Origin of the sequence: Streptomyces sp. NPDC057249, assembly GCF_042669245.1 — a bacterium.
Classification (GTDB): Bacteria; Actinomycetota; Actinomycetes; order Streptomycetales; family Streptomycetaceae; genus Streptomyces.
Map to the genome: position 1 here is coordinate 19,996 of NZ_JBHUXS010000008.1, position 25,335 is coordinate 45,330.

The 25,335-nt window shown below is 72.0% G+C and carries 21 protein-coding genes and 2 pseudogenes; 14 read left to right on the forward strand and 9 right to left on the reverse strand.

Annotation, left to right across the window (positions count from 1 at the left end; genetic code table 11):
- Positions 1-31: 31 nt before the first annotated feature.
- The 3 genes from ACFUJY_RS16485 to ACFUJY_RS16495 are packed head-to-tail and all read right to left on the reverse strand — an operon-like array spanning position 32 to position 2,276.
- Positions 32-916, reverse strand: a complete 885-nt coding sequence (locus ACFUJY_RS16485; RefSeq protein WP_383299480.1) for a class I SAM-dependent DNA methyltransferase — start codon at positions 914-916, stop codon at positions 32-34.
- Positions 913-1,575 carry a DUF2064 domain-containing protein gene (locus ACFUJY_RS16490; protein WP_383299484.1) on the reverse strand — a complete coding sequence of 221 codons (663 nt, stop codon included), beginning with the start codon at positions 1,573-1,575 and terminating at the stop codon, positions 913-915. Before ACFUJY_RS16490 ends, ACFUJY_RS16485 begins: the two co-directional genes overlap by 4 nt.
- Positions 1,572-2,276 (reverse strand): glycosyltransferase family 2 protein, encoded by a 705-nt coding sequence (locus ACFUJY_RS16495; protein ID WP_383299487.1) that lies wholly within the window; start codon positions 2,274-2,276, stop codon positions 1,572-1,574. The genes ACFUJY_RS16490 and ACFUJY_RS16495 overlap by 4 nt, the downstream gene beginning before the upstream one ends.
- A gap of 125 nt (positions 2,277-2,401) precedes the next feature.
- On the opposite strand from ACFUJY_RS16495, the gene ACFUJY_RS16500 reads away from it, so the two are divergent.
- Positions 2,402-3,199, forward strand: coding sequence for a response regulator transcription factor (locus ACFUJY_RS16500; RefSeq protein ID WP_383299490.1), 798 nt, complete (start codon positions 2,402-2,404; stop codon positions 3,197-3,199).
- Positions 3,196-4,302 (forward strand): sensor histidine kinase, encoded by a 1,107-nt coding sequence (locus ACFUJY_RS16505; protein ID WP_383299493.1) that lies wholly within the window; start codon positions 3,196-3,198, stop codon positions 4,300-4,302. Before ACFUJY_RS16500 ends, ACFUJY_RS16505 begins: the two co-directional genes overlap by 4 nt.
- A gap of 14 nt (positions 4,303-4,316) precedes the next feature.
- Here ACFUJY_RS16505 and ACFUJY_RS16510 read toward each other — a convergent pair whose 3' ends face one another.
- Complete coding sequence (locus tag ACFUJY_RS16510; protein ID WP_383299496.1) at positions 4,317-5,396, reverse strand: NAD-dependent epimerase/dehydratase family protein; 1,080 nt, start codon at positions 5,394-5,396, stop codon at positions 4,317-4,319.
- Positions 5,397-5,495: 99 nt separating this feature from the next.
- Positions 5,496-5,906 carry a VOC family protein gene (locus ACFUJY_RS16515; protein WP_073967342.1) on the reverse strand — a complete coding sequence of 137 codons (411 nt, stop codon included), beginning with the start codon at positions 5,904-5,906 and terminating at the stop codon, positions 5,496-5,498.
- 241 nt (positions 5,907-6,147) lie between these two features.
- Between ACFUJY_RS16515 and ACFUJY_RS16520 the strand changes: the two genes are divergently transcribed.
- Positions 6,148-6,990, forward strand: coding sequence for a DUF4157 domain-containing protein (locus ACFUJY_RS16520; protein WP_383299499.1), 843 nt, complete (start codon positions 6,148-6,150; stop codon positions 6,988-6,990).
- Positions 6,991-6,997: 7 nt separating this feature from the next.
- Here the strand turns inward: ACFUJY_RS16520 and ACFUJY_RS16525 are convergent, their stop codons facing one another.
- A complete protein-coding gene (locus ACFUJY_RS16525) occupies positions 6,998-8,329 on the reverse strand; it encodes a hypothetical protein (RefSeq protein ID WP_383299502.1) in 1,332 nt (443 codons plus the stop codon).
- Positions 8,330-8,537: 208 nt separating this feature from the next.
- Between ACFUJY_RS16525 and ACFUJY_RS16530 the strand changes: the two genes are divergently transcribed.
- The 5 genes from ACFUJY_RS16530 to ACFUJY_RS16550 all read left to right on the forward strand — a co-directional run bounded on the left by ACFUJY_RS16530 (position 8,538) and on the right by ACFUJY_RS16550 (position 15,202).
- The gene (locus ACFUJY_RS16530; protein ID WP_383299505.1) at positions 8,538-9,164 is read left to right on the forward strand and encodes a response regulator transcription factor; all 627 of its coding nucleotides are present in this window, start codon (positions 8,538-8,540) and stop codon (positions 9,162-9,164) included.
- Between the two features lie 156 nt (positions 9,165-9,320).
- Positions 9,321-11,384 carry an HYR domain-containing protein gene (locus tag ACFUJY_RS16535; RefSeq protein WP_383299508.1) on the forward strand — a complete coding sequence of 688 codons (2,064 nt, stop codon included), beginning with the start codon at positions 9,321-9,323 and terminating at the stop codon, positions 11,382-11,384.
- A gap of 16 nt (positions 11,385-11,400) precedes the next feature.
- A complete protein-coding gene (locus tag ACFUJY_RS16540) occupies positions 11,401-12,144 on the forward strand; it encodes a DUF4255 domain-containing protein (RefSeq protein WP_383299511.1) in 744 nt (247 codons plus the stop codon).
- The gene (locus tag ACFUJY_RS16545) at positions 12,141-14,255 is read left to right on the forward strand and encodes an ATP-binding protein (protein WP_383299514.1); all 2,115 of its coding nucleotides are present in this window, start codon (positions 12,141-12,143) and stop codon (positions 14,253-14,255) included. Before ACFUJY_RS16540 ends, ACFUJY_RS16545 begins: the two co-directional genes overlap by 4 nt.
- A gap of 146 nt (positions 14,256-14,401) precedes the next feature.
- On the forward strand, positions 14,402-15,202 hold the full coding sequence (locus ACFUJY_RS16550; RefSeq protein WP_383300265.1) for an alpha/beta fold hydrolase: 801 nt from the start codon (positions 14,402-14,404) through the stop codon (positions 15,200-15,202).
- A 41-nt stretch (positions 15,203-15,243) separates the two neighbouring features.
- Here ACFUJY_RS16550 and ACFUJY_RS16555 read toward each other — a convergent pair.
- Positions 15,244-15,483: pseudogene (locus tag ACFUJY_RS16555) on the reverse strand (IS200/IS605 family accessory protein TnpB-related protein); the annotation flags it as partial.
- A 177-nt stretch (positions 15,484-15,660) separates the two neighbouring features.
- Between ACFUJY_RS16555 and ACFUJY_RS16560 the strand changes: the two are divergent.
- Positions 15,661-15,894, forward strand: a pseudogene (locus ACFUJY_RS16560) (cytochrome P450); the annotation flags it as partial.
- Positions 15,895-15,935: 41 nt separating this feature from the next.
- Here the strand turns inward: ACFUJY_RS16560 and ACFUJY_RS16565 are convergent.
- Together ACFUJY_RS16565 and ACFUJY_RS16570 are read right to left on the reverse strand one after the other, a co-directional pair.
- Positions 15,936-16,616 carry a hypothetical protein gene (locus ACFUJY_RS16565; RefSeq protein ID WP_383299517.1) on the reverse strand — a complete coding sequence of 227 codons (681 nt, stop codon included), beginning with the start codon at positions 16,614-16,616 and terminating at the stop codon, positions 15,936-15,938.
- Between the two features lie 7 nt (positions 16,617-16,623).
- Positions 16,624-20,655 carry a hypothetical protein gene (locus ACFUJY_RS16570; RefSeq protein ID WP_383299519.1) on the reverse strand — a complete coding sequence of 1,344 codons (4,032 nt, stop codon included), beginning with the start codon at positions 20,653-20,655 and terminating at the stop codon, positions 16,624-16,626.
- 288 nt (positions 20,656-20,943) lie between these two features.
- On the opposite strand from ACFUJY_RS16570, the gene ACFUJY_RS16575 reads away from it, so the two are divergent.
- Genes ACFUJY_RS16575 through ACFUJY_RS16595 form a run of 5 tightly spaced genes read left to right on the forward strand, consistent with a single transcriptional unit; the run spans position 20,944 to position 25,316 of the window.
- Positions 20,944-22,482 (forward strand): phage tail sheath family protein, encoded by a 1,539-nt coding sequence (locus ACFUJY_RS16575; RefSeq protein WP_383299521.1) that lies wholly within the window; start codon positions 20,944-20,946, stop codon positions 22,480-22,482.
- Positions 22,483-22,542: 60 nt separating this feature from the next.
- Complete coding sequence (locus ACFUJY_RS16580) at positions 22,543-22,986, forward strand: phage tail protein (protein ID WP_018099792.1); 444 nt, start codon at positions 22,543-22,545, stop codon at positions 22,984-22,986.
- Positions 22,986-23,420 (forward strand): hypothetical protein, encoded by a 435-nt coding sequence (locus ACFUJY_RS16585; protein ID WP_383299524.1) that lies wholly within the window; start codon positions 22,986-22,988, stop codon positions 23,418-23,420. Before ACFUJY_RS16580 ends, ACFUJY_RS16585 begins: the two co-directional genes overlap by 1 nt.
- A complete protein-coding gene (locus ACFUJY_RS16590) occupies positions 23,417-23,560 on the forward strand; it encodes a DUF6760 family protein (RefSeq protein WP_018099790.1) in 144 nt (47 codons plus the stop codon). The genes ACFUJY_RS16585 and ACFUJY_RS16590 overlap by 4 nt, the downstream gene beginning before the upstream one ends.
- A 28-nt stretch (positions 23,561-23,588) precedes the next feature.
- Entirely contained in the window at positions 23,589-25,316 is a 1,728-nt protein-coding gene (locus ACFUJY_RS16595) for a hypothetical protein (RefSeq protein WP_383299527.1), read from the forward strand.
- Positions 25,317-25,335: the final 19 nt, after the last annotated feature.

The window sequence follows — 25,335 nt, forward strand, 5'->3', positions numbered from 1 at the left end:
TGTGGTTCCCGCTGATCGCGCGGCCGGAGCGTTACGCGCCGGCGAGCGGGCTGTCCCCTGATGTGTTCCTGGGGAACTGGCTGCTCATCACGGCCGTGCTGTTCCTGCTGTCGGCGCTCTGGTGCGCGGTCCGGGCGCTCCGGCTCCGCCGCAGGGCCACGAAGGCGCGGCCGTCCGCCTCCCACTGACCCTCGGCCCGCAGCCCGTGCGGGCGGGCGTACCCCAGCAGGGCGGACGAGCCGAGCCGCGCCCACGGGAAGAGCCCGGCCGCCGCACTTCCGGCCGGGGCACGCCCGTCGTCGAGCCGCACCCGGACCCGCTCGTCCAGGTCGTGCGGCACGGTCTCCGCGATGAGGAGGCCGCCGGGCGCGAGCAGTTCCGCCGCCCGGCGCAGCAGCCGGTCCGGGTCGCCACCGATCCCGATGTTGCCGTCGGCGAGCAGTACGGTGCCCCAGCGGCCCTCGCCGGGCAGCGGGTCGAACACGGACCGGCGCAGCGCGTACCCGCCGAGCCGGACCGTCCGGGCGACCGCCGCCTCGCTGACGTCGATCCCGAGGGCGCGGTGGCCGCGCGCCGCGAGCGCGGCGACCAGCCGGCCGGGCCCGCACCCGACGTCCAGGACCGGGCCCTCGCAGCGCCGCAGCGCCGACAGGTCCGCCGCGTCGGCCCCGGCGCACCAGCGCTCGACGTCCAGCGGCAGCAGCCAGCCGTCCGTACGGCGCAGGAACAGCGGCCCGTGCCCGTTGCGCAGGGCGTCGGCGTACGGGTCGGCGCCCCAGGCATCGGCTTCCGGACGGGCGGCGGTCTGGGGCGCGGGGGCCTGCGACGCGAGCGCGGGTTCCACGCCCGTGAGCCCGGCGTCCGGGTCCGCCGGCGGGTGGACCAGCACGTTCCGCTCCCGGCCGGTGCGGCTCATCGGACAGCCGTCCGGCGCGTCCGGGCCAGCTCTGCGGCGAACCGCCCGTCCGGAGCGAGCGCCGCGACCTCCGCCGCGTCGGCCGCCGTGTCCACGTCCCGCAGCCGGGGCAGGTCCCGCACGGTCAGCCCGGCGTCGACCAGCCGGCGCCGTTGCACCGCACCCGTCTCCGGCACGGACATCGGCACACCGCGCAGCAGCCCCGGGTCCGGTTCCGCCAGGCCCAGCGCCCAGAACCCGCCGTCCTCCGCCGGGCCGAACCAGGCGCCGCAGCCGTCCCAGGCCCCGGGGGCCAGTGCGGGGGCCAGGTCCGCCGCAGTGATCTGGGGGGTGTCCATCCCGATCAGCAGGGTCGGTCCGGTGCACGCCCCGAACGCGGCGGCCAGCCGCTCGTCCAGCCCGCCCGCGCCCTGCTGCACGACCTCGATGCCCGGCGGCAGCCACGGCCCGGGCGCCCCCGCCAGGACGACGGCGCGCCGGGCGGCCGGCAGGGCCAGGACGGTGTGCAGGGTGTCGGCGAGCGCGGCCTCCGCGAGGCGCGCGGCCTCGGCGGGGGAGAAGGGCGGGCTGAGCCGGGTCTTGACCCGCCCGGGCAGCGGCTCCTTCGCGATGACCAGCACGGTCGTCGCACCGGCCGGCCCGGACGCCGCCGCGCTCACCGGGGCACCCCCGCCGGGACCGGCGGCTCGGCCAGCACGGCCCGCATGTCGCGGACCGCGTGCCAGGTGCCCAGCCAGGTGCCGGTGACCTTCGACTTCCCGGTACGCGTGAGGTACGGGACGTCCGTCTCGGCCACCCTCAGCCCCGCGTCGGCCGCCCGCACCACCATCTGCAACGGATAGCCGCTGCGCCGGTCGGTGAGGCCGAGCGCCAGCAGATCCGCGCGGCGGCCGGCGCGCAAGGGGCCCAGATCGCGCAGCCGCAGCCCGGTCCGCCGTCGCAGCATCCGGGACAGCGCGGCGTTGCCCGCCCGCGCGTGCAGCGGCCAGGCGCCGCGCTCCCGGGGCCGCCGCCGCCCGAGCAGCAGATCGCACTCGCCGCCGGCCACCCGGCGTACGAAGCCGGTGAGGAGCGCGGGGTCCAGCGAGCCGTCGCAGTCGCAGAAGCAGACGAACTCCGCCTCGGAGGCGAGCAGCCCGGCGTGGCAGGCCGAGCCGAAACCGCGCCGGGGCTCGTGCACCACGGTCGCACCCAGCGCACGGGCCACATCGGCGGAGCCGTCGGTCGAGCCGTTGTCCACCACGATCGCCCGCCAGCCCCGGGGCACCCGGGCCAGCACGCCGGGCAGGGCGGCGGCCTCGTCGAGACAGGGAAGGACGATGTCGGCGCGGGGGCCTGAGTCATCGGAAGGAAGGATCACCCGGCTCACCCTACGGAGCGAAAACCGGCATTTCGGGCTTTGGATTCTTACGAAACGTGGACGTCGCCCGCCACCGGCCCGCCCGGGTTTCCGGCCGCGCCGCCCCGGGTGCCAGGGTGGGTTCCATGCAGACGCCCCCGGACACCCCGCCGCCCGTCCCCGCAGGCGGGACGCCCACGGCCGGACCGCATCCCGCCGCCCCGGCCCGCGGTCATGTCCTCGTCGTGGACGACGACCCGACCGTCGCCGAAGTCGTCGCGGGATACCTGACCGGGGCCGGCTACGACGTCGCCCGGGCGGCGGACGGACCGGCCGCGCTCGCGCTGTACGCGGCCCGCCGGCCGGACCTGGCCGTCCTCGACCTCATGCTCCCCGGCATGGACGGCTTCGAGGTCTGCCGCCGGATGCGGGTCCAGGGGCCGGTGCCCGTCATCATGCTCACCGCGCGCGGCGACGAGGACGACCGCATCCTCGGCCTGGAAACCGGCGCCGACGACTACGTCACCAAGCCGTTCAGCCCGCGCGAGCTCGTCCTGCGGGTCGACTCCGTGCTGCGGCGTGCCAGGGCGGCGGCGGTCCCCGCCGGACCGCCCCGGCTGCTGGAGGGCGCGGGGCTCGTCCTCGATCCGGCGGCCCGGAGCGCGACCTGCCGGGGCGGCCGGCTGGCCCTGACGCTCCGCGAGTTCGACCTGCTCGCCTTCCTCCTGCGCCACCCGGGCCGCGTCTTCACCCGCGAGGAGCTGATGCGCGAGGTCTGGGGCTGGGACTTCGGTGACCTGTCCACCGTCACCGTGCACGTGCGCCGGCTGCGCGGGAAGGTCGAGACCGACCCGGCCCACCCGCAGCTGATCCGTACGGTCTGGGGCGTCGGCTACCGCCTCGACCTCCCCGTCGCCGGCCCCGCCGCCGGAGCCCCGTCATGACCGACCTGCTCCTCATCGCCCTCTTCGCCTTCCTGGGCGCCGCGGCCGCCGGACTGCTCGGGGCGTGCGCGCTGCGGCTCACCCGGCACCGCTCGCTCGTCGTCTCCCTGAGCATCGTGGCCGCCGTGGCCGTCACCGCGATGCTCGCCGGAACCCTGGTCGTCGCCTGGGCGATGTTCCTGTCGCCGCACGACCTGAGCGTCGTGACGACCGTCGTCGCCATGGCCGCCGTCGTCTCCCTCGTCACGGCGATGCTGCTCGGCCGCTGGGTCGCCGCCCGCAGCCGCGAACTGACCCTCGCCGCCCGCTCCTTCGGCGACGGCGGGACCTTCGCGGCGCCCGAGGCCCCGGCCACCGCGGAACTGGCCGCCCTCACCCGCGAACTCGCCGCCACCAGCGCCAAGCTGGACAGCTCGCGGAAGCGGGAACGCGCCCTGGAGACCTCGCGGCGCGAACTCGTCGCCTGGATCTCGCACGACCTGCGCACCCCGCTGGCCGGGCTGCGGGCCATGTCCGAGGCGCTGGAGGACGGCATGGCCGCCGACTCGCCGCGCTATCTGCGCCAGATCCGCACCGAGGTCGGGCGGATGAACGACATGGTCGGCGACCTCTTCGAGCTCTCCCGCATCCACGCGGGCTCGCTCGCGCTGACCCCCACCCGCGTCTCCGTCTACGACCTGGTGGGCGACGCCCTCGCCGGCGCGGACCCGCTCGCCCGCGAGCACGGCGTGCGGCTCGTCGGCGGACGGATCGAGGAGGTGCCCGTGGAGGTGGACGGCAAGGAGATGAGCCGGGTCCTGGGCAATCTCCTGATCAACGCGATCCGCCGGACGCCCGCCGACGGCACGGTCGCCGTCGCGGCCCACCGCGCTCCGGACGGGGTGGTCCTCTCGGTGACCGATGGCTGCGGCGGCATCCCGGAGGAGGACCTGCCGAGGGTCTTCGACACCGGGTGGCGCGGCAGCCACGCTCGTACACCTCCGGCCGGCGCGGGCCTCGGGCTCGCCATCGTGCGCGGCATCGTGGAGGCCCACGCGGGCCGCGCGGAGGTCCGCAACGTCACCGGCGGCTGCTGCTTCGAGGTGACGCTGCCCACGGCGTGAGCCCCGGACCGGCCTCAGGCCGGCAGCCCCGCCCCGGCCTCCCGCAGCGGCGCCGCCGCGAAGTCGGCCATGCCCTCGGCGAACCCCACCGCGGGCCGCCACCCCAGCTCCTCGCGCAGCCGCCGCGAGTCCGCCGTCACATGGCGTACGTCCCCGAGCCGGAACTCCCCGGTCACCACCGGCGCCGGACCCCCGTGGGCCGCCGCCAGCGCCCCCGCCATCTCGCCGATCGTGTGCGGCTCGCCGCTGCCGGTGTTGTACGCCGCGAAGCTCCCGGGAGCACGGGCGCCGACGGCCTCCAGCGCCACCGTGTTCGCGGCGGCCACATCCCGTACGTGGACGAAGTCGCGCCGCTGCCCGCCGTCCTCGAAGACGCGCGGCGCCTCGCCCCGGGCCAGCGCCGACCGGAAGAACGACGCGACACCCGCGTACGGCGTGTCGCGGGGCATGCCGGGCCCGTACACGTTGTGGTAGCGCAGCGCGACCGCGCTCCCGCCCGTCGCCCGCGCCCAGGACGCGGCCAGGTGCTCCTGCGCCAGCTTCGTCGCCGCGTACACGTTGCGCGGGTCGGCCGGCGCGTCCTCCCCGACCAGCCCGGGGACCAGCGCCGCCCCGCAGTCCGGGCAGCGCGGCTCGAAGCGGCCCGCCGCCAGGTCCGCCGGGTCGCGGGGGCCGGGGCGGACGGTCCCGTGGCGCGGACACGCGTAACGGCCCTCGCCGTACACGACCATCGACCCGGCCAGCACCAGGCTCCGCACCCCGGCCCCGGCCATCGCGGCGAGCAGGACGGCGGTGCCCAGGTCGTTGCACCCCACGTACTCCGGGGCGTCCGCGAAGTCCTTGCCCAGGCCGACCATCGCCGCCTGGTGGCACACCGCGTCGACGCCGTACAGCGCACGGTCCACGGCCGCGCGGTCCCGTACGTCCGCCACGATCAGCCGCCCGTCGCCGCGGCCGGCCGGGCGCCGCGCGGAAGGGCCGTGCGCCGACGGCAGCAGTGCGTCGAGCACCACCGCCTCGTGCCCCGCCGAGGTGAGACCGCGGACGATCTCCGAACCGATGAACCCGGCACCGCCGGTGACAAGTACGCGCATGCCCGCCACGCTAGAACGCGCACGGCCCCGTCACGTGCTTCGGCGGCGGCACGTCACGGGACCGTAAGCCCTCGGGCGACGGGAAGGGTCAGACGGGCCCTAGCGCAGTTCCTGGATGCGGACCAGATTGCCCGCCGGGTCGCGGAACGCGCAGTCGCGGATGCCGTACGGCTGCTCGGTCGGCTCCTGCACCACCTCCGCGTCACCGGCCTGCACCTTCTCGAAGGTGGCGTCCAGGTCGCGGGTGGCGAGCAGAATCCAGCCGTAGGTGCCCTTGGCCATCATCTCGGTGATGGTGCGCCGCTCGTCGTCCGTCACGCCCGGGTCCGCGGCCGGCGGCGCCAGCAGGATGGACGTGCTCGGCTGGTCCTTCGGGCCGACGGTGATCCAGCGCATCTTGCCCTGGCCGACGTCGTTGCGGACCTCGAAGCCGAGCGTGTCGCGGTAGAACGCGAGGGACTCCTCCGGGTCGTCGTGCGGGAGGAAGCTGGTGTGAATGGTGATGTCCATGAAGATCATGCTAGGCACGGGCCCGACGCCCGCGCTTCTCGAATCCTGACCGGTTCCCCGCACCCCCGCCTGCGGCCTTCCGGTCCGCCCCGCTGCCCGAAGAGGCACCCCGCCGTGCCCCGCACCGGACAGGGCCGGGCTGGACGGGGCAGCGACGCGTCCCCCAGGGTGGAAGGACGGTAGGAGCGGGCGGTCCGCCGCGACCGCGCGGCGCGGGCCGGCCCCGGTGCGGTCAGGGGAGATGACGGTGGACGCACACGACCACGACCACGAGCACGAACACCACGTGAAGCCCCCGGAGACCGGGGAGGAACACGAGCGGCTGCCGGCCGGGCCCCCGCACGACGCGACCACCGAGGCGCCCGTCACCTCCGACAACCACCACCTCTTCCGGGCCGCCGCCACCGGGCGGACCGACGTGGTGGGCACCACGGGCATGGGCGTCCTCCAGCGCACCGTCGGCAACGCCGCGCTCGGGCCCGTGATCCAGCGCGCCCGGGCGGCGGCACCGGACCGGGCCGAGGAGGCGGAGTCGCGCTCGCCCGTGCACGACGTCATCTCCTCCGGCGGCGGCACCCCCCTCGACACCGAGACCCGGGTGGACCTGGAGAACCGGATGGGCGCCGACTTCTCCGACGTACGCATCCACAACGACTCCGCCGCACACGAATCGGCGAAGGGCGTCGGCGCGCACGCCTACACCGTGGGCAACAACGTCGTCTTCCAGCGCGACGCCTACGACCCCTCCTCGCCCCAGGGCCGTACGACGCTGGCGCACGAACTGACCCACGTCATCCAGCAGCGCAGCGGGCCCGTCGAAGGCACCGAGGCGCCCGGCGGCATCCGGGTCAGCGACCCCTCCGACCGCTTCGAACGCGAGGCCGTCGCCAATGCCGACCGGGTCCTCTCCGACCCCGCCCCGTCCACACCGGCGGCCCCCGCGGCCGCCCCGTCCGCCGCGCCCGCCGTCCAGCGCGCGGCCACGGAGGACGAGGACGAGCAGCCGGCCGACGTCCAGGGCTCGTTCGTACAGCGCGCCGAGGAGAAGAACCCGGAGGAGGAAGAGGAGGCCCCTCCGGCCTGACCGCCCGTCAGCCGCCTTCGGCGGCGCGCATGGTGCCGCCCAGGAACATCGACTCCGCGCACCGCGCGGGGGCCTGCGCCCCCACCGGCCTGCCCACCTTGCGGCAGTCGATGGTCATGGTGACCTTGCCGCCCGCCGGGATCACGATCGGCGTCACGAAGTGGTAGTCGGAGTCCCGGAAGTTCTCCAGGCCCAGGCTCAGCACCCGGGTCTCCCTGCCGGCGGAGACGACCAGCGTCCCGGCGTCGCCCTGCGGGTTCTGGACCACGATGTCGGTCAGCTGGAACGTCTTCCCGGCCGGCACGGTGAGCGCCGTCCCCGTGTTCGTCCCGCCGCCCAGCGCGTCCCGCACCCGGACCTGCGCGCTGGTCGGTGTCGCCGCTCCCGCGTCGGCCGCCGCCGACGGGGTCGGGCTCGGTGTGGGCTTCGACTCGCCGCCGCCGCCCGAACCGCTCCCGGCGGAGTCGCCCCCGCCCGCCCCGGAACCACCCGAGCCGCCCTGCTCCGGCGCCTTGCTCTTGTCGGCCGCGGCGGCGGACCGCACCGCCTCGGGGGTGACCGCCTCCCGCGCCGCCGACTTCACGGCCGGGCGCAGCAGCGCGTACCAGAGGCCGACCAGCGCGAGCACCAGGACGGCGGCGGTGATCAGGGCGCGGGGCAGCCAGCGGGGGAGCAGGGGCTCCTGCTCGTAACTGCCGTCCACGAGGACCGGCTCCACCGGGTCCTGCCCCTCGGCCACCTGCGTCGCGGCGAAGACCTGGAAGGGATGCGTGACCGGTGTGCCGCGCCACATCCGCTGCACGGGACGCACCCGCAGCCGCGCGAACTCCGCCTTGCCCGGCGCCACACGGAGCTCGGGCACGGCGAAGACGACGCGGGCCCGCTCGGTCCCGGGCTGGGCGCCCAGCCGCACCGTGACCGGAGTGTTGCCCCGGTTGTCGACCGCCAGCTGGTGGCGTCCGGCCAGCGCCCCGTGCGAACCGCGCGGGACCAGCTCGGCCGTCGTCTCGGTGAACGGCAGCACGGTCACCCGGCCCTCGGGCACCACCGTCTCGCCCTGCTCACCGGTCGGCACCACCCGCACCCCGAACGGCGTCTCGCCCGCCGGAACCGACGCGTCACGGGGCGGCCGCAGCACGAGTGACACGGTGCCCGAGTCGCCCGGGTAGAGGGACAGCACGGCCGGCTCCACCGCCGCCCAGGCGGCACACGCGCCGACCACCTCGAAGCGGTACTCCTCCACGGTCCGCCCGGAGTTGCGGACCTGGAGGGGGACAGCCGTCTCGGCGCCCGGTGCGGCGCTGACGGTGGACGCGTCGAGGCTTGCCGTGAGACTCATACGGCGGACCGTAAGGTCGCCGCCCACGTCGTACATCGGCCGTGAAGGAACACTTTCGGGCACATCCGGTGCCCCGGCCAAGCAATTCGGTTTCCTCCTCGACGAACCAGGGCATCTTCTGTCCGCCTCCACACCAATGAGGCTGACGAACACGGCTGCGAGGCGTGTGCCAGAAGTGCTTCCGGCCGTCACACAGGGGGAGCACGCAATGGAGCGCACCACTGTCGCGTTACGGGCCCAGGACCCGATCTCACAAGCCGGAGTGGCCAGCCAGTTGAGGGCGCGGCCCGAAGTGAACCTCGTGGACTGGAGCGAAGAGGGGCCCTGGCCCGACGTCGTGGTCGTGGTCGTGGACGCGGTGGAAGAGGACGTGCTGACGACGCTGCGTCACATCCAGCGCACCACCGACTCCCGCGCCGTTCTCGTCACCAGGGACATCGACGAACAGAAGCTGGTGAGCGCCGCGGAATGCGGCGTCGTGGGGGTCATCAGGCGGGCCGAGTCGACCCCCGAGCATCTCGTGCACGTCATCGAGACGGTCGCCCGGGGCGAGGGACACCTCCCCTCCGACCTGCTCGGCCGGCTCCTCGCGGAGGTCGGCCGCCTCCAGGGCCAGGTGCTCGCACCGCGCGGACTGCACTTCACCGGACTCGCCGCCCGCGAGGTGGACGTCCTGCGCCTGGTCGCCGAGGGCTACGACACCGCCGACATCGCCACGAAGCTCGCCTACTCCGAACGCACCATCAAGAACGTCCTGCACTCCGTGATGACCCGGCTCCAACTGCGCAACCGGTCCCACGCGGTGGCGTACGCGATGCGGCAGGGCCTGATCTGACGCCACCCCCGACCCACGCGGTCCGGGCGGCTGCCCCAAAGGGCAGCGGGCGCTACCCGCCGAAAGGGCTGACTTCCCGCTGTGCGCACCACGTACACGGGGGACCGTGTGGGCGCTGTTCTTCGGTGGGAGGTCCGGGTGCGGGGGAGAGAAGCTGTGCGGTGGATTCGGCCGGCGGGACGCCCACCCGGACTGCCCGGCGCGCGCCGTTCCGCGGCACTCGCCCTGCTCCTGCTGGCCACCGCGTTCGTCCCCGGGCCGGGCCCGGCCGGCGCCGCCCCCGCCGTGCCCGTCCCCCCGGACCCGTGGGTCACCCCGGCGACCGTGCACGAACCGCTCGACCCGGGCGGTTCGACCGGTGTCGACAAGTCGGTGCGTACGCCGGCGATCCCGCCGAAACCCGAGGTCGTCCTGCTGGTCGACGGCACGGGGAGCATGGAGAAGCCCATCACCGACGTACAGAAGAACCTGTCGGCCATCACCAAGAAGGTCCTGGCGGAACAGCCTGAGTCGCGTTTCGCCGTCGCCACCTTCGGCGACCAGCAATTCGACCGCACAGGAGGCGAATTCGAGGTCCTCCAGGGGTTGACGGACGACCTCGTCAAGGTGCAGGCCGGCGTGGACGAGCTGAAGACGGACCGGGGCGCCTACAGCATGGGACCGTCCGAGGACTGGATCAACGGCCTCTGGCAGATCGCCAACGGAGCCGGCGGCGAGACGGTCTTCCGCGAGGGCTCCAACCCGGTGATCGTGCTGGTCAGCGACGCGTCCAGCCACGCACCGAGCGCCGGCCACACCATCGACGACACGATCTTCGCCCTTCAGGACAAGGGCGTCCGGGTGGTCGGCGTCGACGTGGACAGCGAACTCGGCGACGGGCTCAACGGCACCGGCGACGCCGGCGTCCCCGGCCAGGTCGAGAAACCGCCGACCGAGGCGGGCCAGGCCACCCGCATCATCGAAGCCACCCAGGGCCGGCTCCTCGAAGGCATCCAGGGCGACGAGGTCGCCCAGGCCATCGTCGACGGCATGGACAACCTCCCCACCTCCGTCGGCCACCGGCTCGACGACTGCAGCCCCTACCTCACCGTCGCGCTCGACCCGCCCACCCGCCGGGTGACCAGCGGCGACACCGCGCACTTCGCCGAGACCATCGACGTCGCGGCCGACGCCCCGCAAGGCGCCCGGCTCACTTGCACCGTCCAGTTCCTGCTCGGTCCGCAGATACCGGGCACCGACAGACTCGCCCCCACGGCCGCGCCCGACCCCGATTTCCAGCAGAAGATCACCATCGACGTGAACGACGTCGACGCGCCCGTCGTCACCGTGGACGACCGCATCGCCAGGGCGGACGACGAGGACGGTACGAGGATCAGCTACTGGGCGACCGCCAGGGACGCCCAGGACGGCCGCCTCCCCGTCACCTGCGCCCCCGCGTCCGGCTCCCTCTTCCCGATCGGCTCGACGACGGTCACCTGCACCGCGACGGACACGGCGGGCAACACCGCCACCGACACCGCCGTGTTCCTGGTGCTGGACCCGCCCCCGCCGCCGCTGCCCCCGCGACCCGCGACGGACGTCGCCGTCACCGCCGACGTCAGCCCCGGCCGCACGTACATCGGCCGCCGGGCCGACGCCCGGTTCACCATCACCAACGCGGGCCCGGACACCGCCAGGGACGTCGTCGTCGCCACCGCCTGGCCGGAGCCCGGCAGGACGAAGGACCGCACGCTGACCTCCCTCAGCCGCTGCACGGCCGCCGCCCCCTGCACCATCCCGCCCGGCGGCCGGATCGAGCTGACCCAGACCGGCACCTACCGCGCGCCGGTCACCGGGGACGTACGCGCCACCGTGAGCGGCATGCTGGGCGACCTGCGCCCCGTCAACAACGAGGACACGGCCCGGCTGCGCGTCCTCAAGCCGTCCCTCACCGTCACCCCGCAGGTCGCCAAGCCCGGCCAGCCCGTCGTGGCGCGCGGCAAGGACTACCCGCCGGGCGAGACCGTACGCCTGACCTGGAACACCGGCATCACGGCGGACCGCACCGGCGTACGCGTAGGCCGCGACGGCACCTTCGAGGTCCAGGTCCTGGTGCTGCGCAAGGACACCCTCGGCCCCCGGGTCCTGCGCGCGGACATCACCGGGCTGCCACAGCTGCGGAAACCGGTCCTGGTGGTCCAGCGCAACCTCCAGCCACCGGACTTCAAGGGCCGTACGTGAGAAGGGCGGACACCAGGTGATCCACGAGGTGGACGACGTACTCCGCTCCCTGATCCGGGCGGAGGTGCTCGGCGGCGGCCAGATCACGGTCGTCTTCGACGCCCCCACCCGGGAGTGGGCCGCCAAGGTCAACGCCCCCATGGTCAACCTCTACCTGTACGACATCCGCGAGGACATGCGGCGGCGCGAGCGCGGTCTGCACAACGAGTACGACGAACGCGGCGCCGTCGTGGCGAGGCGACGCCCGCCGCGCTACTTCAAGCTTTCGTACCTGATCACCGCGTGGACCAAACGCCCGGAGGACGAACACCGGCTGCTCTCCTCGCTGCTCGCCTGCCTGCTGGCGTACGAGGCGCTGCCCCCGGAACGGCTCGCCGGGTCCCTCGCCGGGATCGGGGCCGCCGTACCGATGTCGATCGCCCTGCCCCCGCCGGAGGACCGCTCCTTCGCCGACGTGTGGAGCGCGCTCGGCGGCGAACTGAAACCGTCGCTCGACCTGGTGGTGAGCGTGCCGGTGACGGCCTCGCCGACCTACCCGGCCGGGCCACCGGTCGGCGACGAGGGCCTGCACGCACGGTACGGCGACATGCCGGACCCCCCGGAGCCGGTGCGGGGCGGTCTGCCGGTGTACGGAAGCCGTCCCGGCCGTCCGGTCCGGGAGGAGCCCCCGGCCTCCGCGGCGCGTCGCGGCCTCGGGCTGCGGATCACCGAGAAGCGCTCGGCCGACGACGACGCCGCTGAGGAGAACCCCACCGCATGATGTCCCCGGGCCACCCCCACGACGACCTGAACCTGCGCCACCTCCTCGCCCGGGCGACCGTCGTGGAGCAGCGCGTCCGCCGCGCGGTGGAGGCCCGGCAGCGCACGGACCCGGACCCGGAGGACGCGTTCCGGGGGCTGTACCTGACCGACGAGAACATCGCGCGGCTGCTGAACGAAGAGGGGGCGCGGGGGTTCCCGGACCCGGTGGAGGACGAGGGCGCCGAATCGGTGCCCGGCGCCTCGCGTCCCGGGCCCCGCGACGACCCGGCCGGCGAGCAGTTCGCCGCGCCTTCCCGGCTCACCGCTCTCGAAACGGACTTCGGTCTCACCCCGCTCGACACCGAGATCCTGCTCATCGCGCTCGTGCCGGACCTGGACGACCGCTTCGAGGCGTTGTACGGGTACCTCAACGACGACGTGACCCGTCGGCGACCATCCATCTGCCTGGCCCTCGGCCTGTGCGGGGTGTCCCCGGCCGACGCCGTCGCGCGCGGCCGGCTGGCGGCGGCGGCCCCGCTCCGGGACGCCGGGCTGCTGCTGGCCGAGGACCTGGACCGCCCGTTCCTGAGCCGGGCGCTGCGCGTGCCGGACCGGGTCACGGCGCACCTGCTCGGCGACGACACGAGAGATCCGCGCCTCGCGGACGTCACGGCGCCCTGGGAGCCGGCCGGCGGCGTGGGCGACCCGGCGGCTCTGGCCCGGGTCCTGGCCGAGGGCGTCCCACTGGTGTACCTGAGCGAGGACCAGGGCGGTGCGGGCACGGCCCTCGCCGCGTCGGCGCTGGAACGGGCGGGGCGGAGCGTCCTGGGCGTCGATCTCGCCCGCCTGGCGGCGGACCCGGCCCCCGTCGACGCCGTGCGGGCCCTGGTCCGCGAGGCGCGGCTGACCGGGGCGGGCCTGGTGTGCGCGCCGCTGGACGCGGTGTCGCGGGAACACCCCCACCTGCTGCGGCTGCTGACGGCCACCCCGGTACCGACGGTCATGGTGGGCCGGGTGCCGTGGGACGCCTCCTGGTCCACGGTTCCGCCGCTGCTCGTGCACGCCCCGAGGGTGGAGCCGTCGGCACGCGGGGCGCTGTGGGCCGAGGCGTACGGGCGTACGGGGGCGGGCCCGGTGCCGGCCGGGATCGACCCGGATCACCTCCTGGCCCCGTTCCTCCTGACGCCGGAGCAGGTCACGGGCGCCGCCCGCAGCGCCGCCCAGACGGCCCGGCTCGACGGCGGGACCCTCACCCCGGACCACGTACGCCAGGGAGCCCGCGCCCAGAACGCGGCCGGCCTCGACCGCCTGGCCCGCCGCATCGAACCCACGGTCACCTGGGACGACCTGGTCCTCCCACCCGACGCCCACGCCCAGCTCCGCGAACTGACCGCCCGCGCCCGCCACCGCGACCGGGTGCTGGGGGAGTGGGCGATGCGGCCGGGCGGGGGCCGGGGGCGCGGGGTCTCGGCGCTCTTCGCGGGGGACTCCGGCACGGGCAAGACCATGTCGGCGGAGGTCATCGCGGCCGACCTCGGCCTCGACCTCTACACGGTCGACCTGGCGACGGTGATCGACAAGTACGTGGGCGAGACCGAGAAGAACCTGGAACGCATCTTCACGGAGGCCGCTGGCGTCAACGGGGTCCTGCTCTTCGACGAGGCGGACGCGATCTTCGGGAAGCGCTCGGACGTCAAGGACGCGCACGACCGCTACGCGAACGTGGAGAGCGCGTACCTCCTCCAGCGCATGGAGTCCTTCGACGGCCTGGCCATCCTCGCCACCAACCTCCGCGCCAACCTGGACGACGCCTTCACCCGCCGCCTGGACCTGGTCATCGACTTCCCGGTCCCGGACCCGGACCAACGCCGGGTGCTCTGGGACCGCTGCCTGGGACCGACCCTCCCGCGCGCCGCGGACCTGGACCTCTCCTTCTGCGCCGAGAACTTCGAGCTGGCGGGCGGCAACATCCGCTCGATCGCGGTGACGGCGGCGTACCTGGCGGCGGACACGGGGGGCGCGGTGACGATGGCTACGCTGATCCACGCGGTACAGCGGGAGTACCAGAAGCTGGGGCGGTTGACGCTGGCCTCGGAGTTCGGGCCGTATCTGGACCTGCTGACCTGCTGACCTGCTGACCCGAGGAGGCGGGACCGGGACCCGGGCACGGGTGTCACCCTTGCGCGGAAGGGGCCGGGGAGCCACCGTGGTCGGAGCCGGGCTGTCGACGACCGGCTGGACCGAGGCCTACGGCGACGGGAGCCGGTGTGACCGCATTGTCTGTTCTGCCTGAGGGAGTCCTGCCCCACACGCTGTACGGCGAGGGCGCGCACAAGGTGATCGCGGTGCACGGCTGGTTCGCCGACCGCTCCGCGTACGACCCGGTGGTGCGCGATCTCGACCCCGGCTCGTTCCAGTACGCGGTGGCGGACCTACGGGGGTACGGCGAGGCCAGGGGCGTGGCGGGCTCGTACACGACGGCCGAGGGCGCGGCGGACGTGCTCGCGCTGGCCGACCGGCTGGGCTGGGAGCGCTTCTCGCTGATCGGTCACTCGATGGGCGGCTCCGTCATCCAGCGGACGCTGGCCGCCGCACCCCACCGCGTGCGCCGGCTGGTCGGCATCTCGCCGGTGCCCGCGTCCGGGCTGCCGCTGTCGCCCGAGCAGTGGGAGTTGTTCTCCGGTGCGGCGGCGAGCCCGGAGAACCGGCGGATCATCCTGGACCTCACCACCGGGGGCCGGCGTCCGGCGGCCTGGCTGGACCGCATGGTCCGGCGCTCGGTCCGGTGCAGTGATCAGCAGGCGTTCCGGGCCTGGCTGGACTCCTGGGCGGGCGAGGCCTTCCATGACCGGATCGACGGATCGCCGGTCGAGGCCCTGGCGATCGTGGGAGCGCTCGATCCGGCGCTCTCGGCCGAGGTGCAGCGGGAGACCTGGATGCGCTGGTTCCCGCGCGGCACGCTCGTCGAGCTGCCCTCCTGCGGCCATTACGCGATGGACGAGGCGCCACTCGACCTGATCAGGGTGGTGGAGGACTTCCTGCGGGCGGACACGGCCGACGACGGGGGCCCGGCGTGAGCGAGCCCGTTCTGCCGGGGACCGTTCCCGATGTGCTCGACCCCCGCAATCCGCGACGAGGACACCCCCGTCAACCCACGCTTACGCACCGCCCACGACTCAGCGCTGTGGTCCAAGCCGTCCGCACACCGGTCCTTCAGGTCCCGCGACGCCAACCTGCCCTGATACGCGCCCACCGCCCGCAACACCCGCTCGTCCTGGGCGGTGAGGTGCTTGAGACGGCCCCGCACCGCCACCCCGGACGGTCCAGCCACCACGAACGTCGCCGCCAACTCCCGCACACCAACACACCCCGCTCACGACCGGCGCACCACGCCACCCGCAACAACGAGCAACCCTCCACAAGGTCACCCATTCGACCCCAGAACTCATATCCCCCACGCACACCCGCCCCACCCCACCCCACTCACTCCCGAGCACTACAGCTCACCTATGTGGCTCAGCTCACAGCAGTTCAGGACCCCTTCACCCTGGACCTGTCCCGCTCCCCGAACCCCCACGTCTTCTTCGGCGACGGCCCCCACGTATGCCTGGGCGCCCACTTCGCCCGCCTGCAACTGCGCGTGCTGTACGAGGAGATGTGCACCACCTTGCCCCCGGGAACCATCGACCTCGCGGCCCCGCCGACCCACCTCCTGTCCAACTTCATCAACGGAGTGAAGTCACTGCGCGTGCGGGTGGCCGACGTCTGAGATGGCCCGCGGGATCTCTGCCGCGGCCCGCACCTGGTTCGTCAGTGGCTCGGAGGCGGCCAAATCCCGCCTCGCTCACGAAACAGCTCGAGGAGCTTTCCCGGTTCCCTTGCCAGTAGATCTTCCACTTCTTCAATCTCGACCTTGGGGTGGTCGGTGTCGGGACTTTCAGTGACTTCGAGCCCGGGGCTGAAGAGATAGTAGTCGTCGCCACTGCGGTAGCAGCCGAGAGGGATGCCCTCTTCTCGGCATCGTAAACTAGCTCGCCATTCTCGCTCCTGCGATCGAGAAACATTGCATCCGCGGCGCGTCAGCTCGGGGATGGCGACATCGTACGAGTTCCGCGTCAACGGGTTTCCATCGATCTCGAGATCCGCAAGGTCGCACTCCAGGAGCGGAGAAAGATCCTGAATCAAGTTTCTCGGTGTGGCGAGGAGGCGCAGACTCGGGAAGTTTGCAATACCTTCGAGTCGGCGGAGACCGCTGTCATGAATCCTTAGTGACAGCAGTTTCTCCAGCGCAGGCAGAGCGTCGAGCACTACCGGATCGCAGCCGGCGAGAATGAGGATCTCAAGATCCGGGAATTTTTCGAGTCCGGCCAATGATTTCGCGTGAGTCACATGGAGTTCTGTGATCGCATCACTGTCGTCCCTTCGCAGTCTTTTGTGCAGCCGGGCCAGTTCAACGCCTTTCGCGATTGCGGGATCCATAGGTGTCGTCACGTGTACTTCACTCCCTGGTTAAAGCATCGTGGACCTTCTGGAAATCTGCACGCACTCTTTCGTAATTGATCTTCTGAAGTTCCCCCAGCTGACCAAGCTTTATTCTTACGTGCTCGTCCGTCTGTGCAACTCCTGCAGCATTCACAGTGATACAGCGATAGATTGCGTCGACTTCGACCTCTTGTAGCGCGGCCGGTATGGGGCGAACCCCGGGATCCCAAATGAGTCGCACGACATCAGGGGCGGTTCCAGAGATCGGCAGTCTGGCCTGCAGGGATTCCAGGAACTCGAGCGCTGTCCCTGCCCGATTGGTTGCTATGAATTCGTCGAACAGGTTACGCAGCCCGTTGTGCCAAGGGTCGTCTCCATCGTTGAAGATGGGGTTTCGGTCGCTGGTGGTGAGGAACGCGCCCACATGCGCCGATATCGCTCCCCTTGTCGCAACACGCTGGGAATCGGGCGGTATTTCGACCCGATAGATCACGTCCGACGTGAATGAGCGCAATTTGTTATGCAGAGTCAACCAGTCCCGGGCGGCTTGGAGGCGTCCCTTGAGTCTGTGTTCAACCGCAAAATGTAGCACATCGGAAATGTAGTTGGTGGGGATCCATTCGTGCTTTCCCCCGTCGGCTTCGCGGAATTTTGTCTTCACGTAGGATCTCGAGTTGCTGTCGTTGTCCCACAGGTTCTTGAATTCCGGCCAGTCGATCGCTCCGACGGTTTCCCCTTCCATGATCTTCTGGAGGAAGACTATGATTTTATCTTTGGGTGCGGCGCTGATCATGTCGATTGCCTTTGCCAGTTTGCGGTCGGGGGCCTTGGTTCCCTTGGGGAACGGGTCGAATCGACCGTAGTTTCCTTCTCCGGGGAGGAAGCCCATTTTTGCCAGAGTCTTCAGGGTGTCCGTGTCTCCCGCCTGCCGCGCGCTCCTTGCCCCGACTTGGCGGATTTTGCTCAGCGCTCCCATTCCGAGCAGCCGGACGATATTCTGGCGTGAGTACCTGCTCGAGTCGCCGAAGACCTTTTTATAGAAATGATCCTTGTTCGGGTCGCTTCGGTTGTCGGAATAATAATCCTTTGCGACCCTCTCGTGCACGCTCCTGTCGGTGAGGTATTCCCTCGCCAATATGCTGGTAGGAGGGAGAATGTCATTGCTCTCCCACATCTTCCCGCGCGCGGTCTTCGGGTGCTTCAGTTGCTTGTCCCACCAGTCTGAATGTGCCTTCAGTATGAGTTGCTCTCCGTGCGCGGTGAAGTTCTTTCCTACGAGATCAATCTTTGCATTCGAGTCGTTACTGGTAGGCAGGTTCACGCTGTTGCTCGACATGGTTTGTACGTGAACGCGTTCCGAGAGTTCATTTTTCGACTCGACTACCAGATGCAATGGGACGCCGTGACGACGCGAGATTTTGGGAAGTTTCTCGGATACTGCTTCTTTCGCCGGCCGCTGGTTGAGCAGCAAGTTCGCTTCTCTGATTGCCTTTGCATCCTTGGCGGTCGACCTGTTCGAGCTTGCTCCATTTTCTGAGGGGATTTTTTTCTTCGACTTTTTCCAGATGCTCCTTCCCTTTTTGGCTATGAAGTCAACGATCTTGTCGATCGCTCGGTTCACCGGGCGGGAGACCGCGTGGAATACGGACTTCACCTTCGCGGCCAGGCTGCCGATGCCCAGCAGGGACGCGAGGAAGCCGATCAGGAGGGGGACGCTCGCGGCCAGGGCGGTTTCGACCATCTTGGGGACGCCCGCCTTGCCGCCGTTGGCTATGGCGACCACCGCGTCCAGGACCGAGTTGACGAACTCCACTATCTGGGCGCCCTGGTTCACCACGAAGGTGACGATGTCGATGATTCCCTTGACCGCGCGGACGAAGGCTGAGGCGGGGTTCAGGAGCGAGAGGATCCAGGTGATGCCCGCGATGATGACCGTGGGAATCAGGTAGCTCGTCAGCTTTTCCAGGATCGTGGACTTGAGGTCGCCCGCCTCCTCCTGGATCTCCTTGACCGCCCCGGCCGGGCCCTCGCGGGCGATGTTCTGGGCGACCGGGACCGAGGACTCGACCGCCGTCATCGCCTCGTCCGGGACGCCCTTGCGGGTCACGCGGGCCCGGATGTTGGCCCAGGTCAGGCCCAGGAGGGAGCCGATGAGCTGGATGATGCCCTTCATGTCGAACTTCTGGGGGAGTTCTAGGCCCGCCTTCACCGCCGTGCCGAGCAGCCACGACACGACCCCGGTCCTCAGGTGGTCGGCGATGTTCGTGAGGAAGAGGTTCAGGCCCGCGCCGACGGCCGACACCAGGTTTCCCAGGAAGCCGATGGGGTCCTTGATGATCTTCATGATCGCGCCGGCGGCCTTGGCGAGGATGCCCAGGAGGAGGTTCTTCAGCTCGTTGATCGTCTTGATCGCGCCGACGATCGCGTCCTTCGCCTGGTCGATCAGGCCCTTGTTGGCCTCCTGGAGCTTCTTGATCTCCTCGTCGACCTTGTTGAGCGCCGCCGTGTATTTCTGGGCCAGGTCCTGGACCAGCTGTTCCGACTTCTCGTTGACCGTCGCTTCCAGGTCGTCGAACTTGCCCGCGAAGTCCTTCGCCGCCTCCTCGCCGAACTGCCGCAGATCGGCGGGCAGTTTGTCGACCTCTGCCTTCAGTTCGCCCCGGCCCTTCGCGATCCGGGCCTTCGCTTTGCCCAGTTCGGTGCCGATGATGTCCGCGACCGACGAGATCACCGTCCGCATCTGGGACACGTACAGCTTGCGGGCCTCCTGGTAGAGGTTGTTCGCCTCCTCCGGCAGGCCCGCGAATTTGTCCTTCACCCAGCGGGCCTTGCCGGTCCAGCCGGAGTACCGCTTGTCCTTGTACTTCTTCATCCGGCGCTTGTGGTCCGCCGTGAACGCGTCCCGGGCCGCCTTCTCCCCGGAGGTGAACGCGGCGTCGACCTTCTTGTCCAGGCCGGACAGTGTCGCCTCGACGTCCTTCTTCGTGCCGTCGTAGACCTTCTGGAGCTTCGCCGTGACCTCGGCGCGCTTCTTCTCGTCCTTCGACTTGGTCTCGCCCTTGCCGCCGTCCACCTTCTGCCCGGCCTGCGCACGCGTCGCGGTCAACGTGCTCATCGCGGCGGCGCCCGACGCCGCTGCCCCCGCCTTCGCGGCGGACAGCTGCCGGCTCTCGGCCGACCTGCCCTTCGCCGGGGCCTTCGCGGAATCCGCCTCGGCGGTCTTCTTCGCGGTCAGCGCCTCGTTGAACTCCGGCTCGTTGCCCTTGGCGAGCTGCTCCTCGGTGACCTCCGCGTCCGCCATCGCCTTGTCGTTCTGCGCGGGCCCCTCGGAGAAGTCCGTGACCGAAGCCGGCTGCTTCTCGGGGATCGCGGCCGCCGCGGACGGCGCCCCGGGGTTCCCCGGCGGCTGGTCCGGGGTGAGCGGGGTGACGGGCTTGTCCTTCGCGGCCGACGTGTCCGGCGGGGCCTTCGTCGCCGTGTCGATGTCCTTGGCCGACGACTCCTTGCCGTCCGAGACCTTGCCGTCGACCTCCGCCTTGACCCGCTCCGCCTTGCCGGATTTGGCGAACTTGTCGGCGTCGTCGAGGTTCTTCGGCGCCTGCGCGTCGATCGCCTTGTTCACCGCGTCGATGAACGCCTTCTTGTCGAACTCGCCGGGCTTCGCGGCGTTCATCTTCTCCGCGTTGGCCGCCTTGCCCTGCGCCTCCTTGTCGTCCGGAGGCGCGACGGCGGCAGCCTGCGACGCCTTCGACTCCGTCGCGGCCGGCCGGTGCTGGGCCATCCGCTGCTTCTTCGCCGCGATGTCGGCCCTGACGCCCCGGAAGCCCGGCGCCTGGGCCGGGGACGGCTTGACGGGCGCCGTGTAGCGCTGGGCGACGAGACGCGAGACGGCCGCGTTGCCGGCCGCCCGTTGCAGCCGCTGGATACTGCGGCGGTCCGGCGCCGGGGCAGGGGCGGGCGTGGGCGCGGGAGCCGCTTCCGTACGAGGGGAGCCGGTACGGGACCCGGCGGCGGGGGCGGAGGGCGGCTTCTCGGGACCCGCCTTCATACGCCACCTCCCGCCTGTACAGCCGCCCGCACACGGTGGCTAGCCAGGCTGCCGGGCACCCATGAGGTGCGGGGAGCCCCGGCGGGACGGGGGAGGGGCAGGCCCGTACGGTGCGCCCGGCGCCGCCTCCTTGCCTCATCGGGCAGCGCCGCATGCACGCCGGGGCGGCCGACTATCCGTTCCCGGTGATCGCCGAAGTGGCGAGAATCGCCGGTGTTCCCCGGTCGGGCAGCGGTCACGCGACGGGGTGGGAAGCACGTCGAGGAGCACGTCGAGGAGAGGCCTTCTATGCCGTCGTACCTGTCCCCGGGCGTCTACGTCGAAGAGGTCGAGTCCGGTTCCCGGCCGATCGAAGGGGTGGGCACGTCGGTCGCCGCCTTCGTCGGGTTCGCTCAGCGCGGCCCGTTCGACGAGCCCACGCTGATCACGAACTGGAGCCAGTTCGTCAGCACCTTCGGCGACTTCGTGGACGGCACGTACCTCGCCGCCGGCGTCTACGGCTTCTTCGCCAACGGCGGCGGCATCTGCTACGTCGTCCGCATCGGCGACGGCTCGGACACCGCCGCCGGGGGAGCGGAGGGCGAACTCGCGGCCGGCTCCGAGGTCCAGGTCGGGCCGTACGCCGTCAAGCCGAAGCCGGGCGTGGCCGGCGAGATCAGCGTGGAGGTCGCGGAGGCCGAGGGCGATGACCCGCCGTCCGACGTGTTCCAGCTGATCGTCAAGCGCGACGGCCAGGTCGCGGAGACGTATCCGTCCGTGACGACCAAGCGGAGCAAGGAGAACGTCGCCACCCGGGTCAACGCCAAGTCCGAGCTGATCGAGATACGGGAGTCGGGGCGCGGCGCCGCCCCCGCCCGCCCCGCTCCCCAGTCGGTGACGCTCGCCCCCGCGGCGCCGCCCGCCGGAAGCGCCGGGGCGCTCGCCCCCGAGGTGTACGTCGGCGACGCCGACCGCCGCACGGGTCTCGGCGGCCTCGAAGCGGTGGACGACGTCACGATGATCGCCGTGCCGGATCTCATGGGAGCTTACGAACGCGGCCTGCTCGACCTGGAATCGGTCGTCGCCGTGCAGCAAGCACTGATCCGGCACTGTGAGTTGATGGGGGACCGGGTCGCCATTCTCGACCCGCCACCGGGCCTGACGCCGCAGCAGGTCCGCGCCTGGCGCACCGACCGGGCCAACTTCGACTCCAAGTACGCCACGCTCTACTACCCGTGGATCAGCGTCGCCGACCCGGCGTCCGGCCGCGCGACCCTCGTACCGCCGAGCGGTCACATCGCCGGGATCTGGGCCCGCAACGACGACTCGCGCGGTGTGCACAAGGCACCGGCCAACGAGGTGGTGCGCGGGGCGGTTGCATTGCAGACGCAGCTGACCAAGGGCGAGCACGACCTGCTCAACCCGATCGGACTGAACTGCATCCGCGCCTTCCCCGGACGCGGCATCCGGGTCTGGGGCGCCCGTACCCTGGCCTCCGACCCGGCCTGGCGCTACCTGAACGTGCGGCGGCTCTTCAACTACCTGGAGGAGTCGATCCTCGCCGGCACCCAGTGGGTGGTCTTCGAGCCGAACGACGATGCCCTGTGGGCCCGCATCCGGCGCACCGTCTCCGCGTTCCTGGTGAACGAGTGGCGCAAGGGCTCGCTGTTCGGCCTCACCCCGGACGAAGCCTTCTACGTGAAGTGCGACCGGGAGACCAATCCGCCCGAGAGCGTCGACGCGGGGCAGGTCGTGTGCGAGATCGGCGTCGCGCCCGTCAAGCCGGCCGAGTTCGTCGTGTTCCGGCTCTCCCAGCTGACCGGCGGGACCGGAGGCGTGGACGAGTGACCGGTCCGCGCCGCCCTCCAGTGACCGGCCCGTTCCCGAACCTGGCGTAAGGAGCCTGTGGTGCCACTTCCCGATCTCGACAGTTCCGTCGGGCACTCCTTCGGTCTCGAATTCGACAGCGTCGTCATCAAGCAGATCACCGAGGTCAGCGGTCTGAAGATGGAGCAGGATGTCATCGAGCTGAAGCAGAACACCGCCGACGGCAAGTACGCCATCAAGAAGCTGCCCGGCCGCCCCAAGGCCGGCGAGGTCACCGTCACGCGCGGTCTGACCGAGGACAACAGCTTCGAACGCTGGATCAAGGACTCCCGCTTCGGCCGCATGACGAACGCCCGCCGCAACGGCGCCGTCATCGTGTACGACTACGAGGGCCTGCCGATCAAGCGGTACAAGCTCATCAACGCCTGGCCCAAGTCGCTGGAGATCGGCACCCTCAAGGCCGGCGACACCTCGGTGCTCACGGAGAAGCTGGCGATCACGTACGAGAGCATGGAGCTCGACTGATGCGGCGTACGGTCCAGTTCCAGGCGCCCCCGGAACGGGACACGGGCCCGGGCAGGTCCGAGCCGCTGCGGACCGAGTTCACCTTCGAGCTGCCGCGCGGTTACGTGGACGAGTCGGGCACCGTGCACCGCAGCGGGGTGATGCGGCTGGCGACCGCCCGGGACGAACTGGTCCCCCTGCGCGACGACCGGGTCCGGGAGAACTCCGCGTACCTCTCGGTCGTGCTGATCTCCCGGGTGGTGACGCGGATCGGGACGGTCGAGGACATCCATCCGGGCGTCATCGAGGACCTGTTCGCGTCGGACCTGGCCTTCCTCCAGGACTTCTACCGCCGGATCAACGCCGAGGGGCACACCCGCGCGGCCGTCACCTGTCCGTCCTGCGACGAGGAGTTCGCGGTGGATCTCGCCGGCGGTCGCCTGGGGGAATCGTGACGTACGCGGCCGACCTGCTCTACGAGGAGGTCGCGTACCTCGCCTACCACTTCCACTGGCCGCTCGACGACCTGCTGGACCTGGAACACCCGGAACGCCTGAAGTTCGTCGCACAGGTCGCCCGCCTCAACGGGCAGTAGCCAGGAGCACGGAGGAGGACGAGGAACCATGGGGCTGATGTCCTGGCTGCGCGGCGGCCGTTCCGCCGACGCCCCGCCCCCGCGGCTCCCTGGCCCGCCGGGGCCGGGCCGGGCCGACCGGGTCGACGTGAACCGGCTGGAACCTGTGCAGCGGTCCGTCTGGGGCCAGGAGCTCCTGACCGACCCGCTCGCCTTCGAGTCGAGGCTGACGACCCGCCAGGACACGTCACTGGGCACGCCGTTGGGGCACCTGGTGAGCCCCGAGGCCCCCGCCGGTCTGGTACGCGGTGTGGTTGACGCCGCCCCGGGAAGCCCGGCCCCACCGGTCCAGCGGGCCGTCGAGATGCCGATGCCGGAACGCTCAGGCAAGGGGCGTGGCGCGGTCGCCGTCCAGCGGACGTACGGGAACGGCCCGCCGCACCTGACCTCCGCCGGACCCGCCTCGGCCTCCGCCGGTGTGCCCGTCCGCCAACTGGTCGGCGAGCAGCCCCTGCTGCCGCCGGACACGAACACCGGGCCGGTGGGCCCGGCGCCTCGCGCGGACGCCGCCGAGCCCGGCGCCCCGGTGCCGGACGAGCCGCCCGTGCAACGCACCGCCACCTCCGCCGATGGGCCACCGCCGCCGGTGCCACTCCCGCCCCCGACCCGACGCACCGGCGGCCTCGGCGCACCGCTGCCCGGCCTGCCGCCCACGGCGCAGCGCAAGGCGGTCCGGCCCCCGCAGTCGCCCCAGGTGCAGCGCGACGGCGCCCCGCCGCCGGCCCACGCCACCGACCCGGCGCCCGGCCCCGGCGCGAGCCCGGAGCCGCTGCCCCCCGAGACGACCGGCACCCCGGACACCCCCTCCGGGGCGGAGGCCGTGGCGCCGCTCCTGGGCGACGCCCCGCTCAAGCCGGAGGGCGGTGCACCCGCGCCCGACGCGGCGGCGGACCGCCACCACGACCCCGCCGCCCCGGTGCAGCGCACGGGCACCCCGCCGTCGGCCGCCCCCGGCCGCCCCACCGCCCCCCTGCTCGGGGACCGGCCCCTGACCCTCCGTACCGCCGACGCCCCCGGCGACACCCCGGCCGTCCAGCGCGCGGCGGAAAGCGCCGAGGGCGCCCCCGGGCCGTCGCCCTTCGTCCCCGCGCCCCCGGCCCCGCCGCCCGCCGTGGCCGTCCGCTGGACCGCGACCGACGCGGGCACGGTACCCGCAGCGTCGGGGGCGCGGGGAGTGCCGGGAGCACGGGGAGTACAGCGAGTGGCGAGTGCCCCGGCGGCGCCGTCGCAGCGCGGGGCGGCCCCCGTGCAGCGGCAGACGGCCCCGCCGCCCGCCCGCCCGCAGCCGTCGGACGGCCGGGGGCCACGCGTCCCCGCCTCCGTGCGGAACGCCGGGGCCTTCGCCGTGGCGGCGGGCGTGGCGCAGCGGATGGCCGACGGGAGCGTCGTCTTCCCGTCCGCGCCCCGCGACGGCACCTCGCGACCGGTCGTCCAGCGGGACTCGGACACCGCAGAGGAACCCCCGCCGCCGCCCCTGCCGGAACCCGATCCCCCGCCGGAACCCGATCCGGAGCCGGGGCCCGAGCCCGAGCCGCCGGCCACGGAGCAACCGGCGGCGACGACCGGTTCGTCCGTGAGCCCGGACGGGACACCGCAGGCGCCCCCCGTCACCGACGAGCTGGTCCGGGCGCTCTACGCGCCCCTGAGCAGACTGCTGAAGGCGGACCTGAGACTCGAACGCGAACGTTCCGGCTCCCTCATCAACACCCGTCACTGACCTCACTGATCGAGAGGCA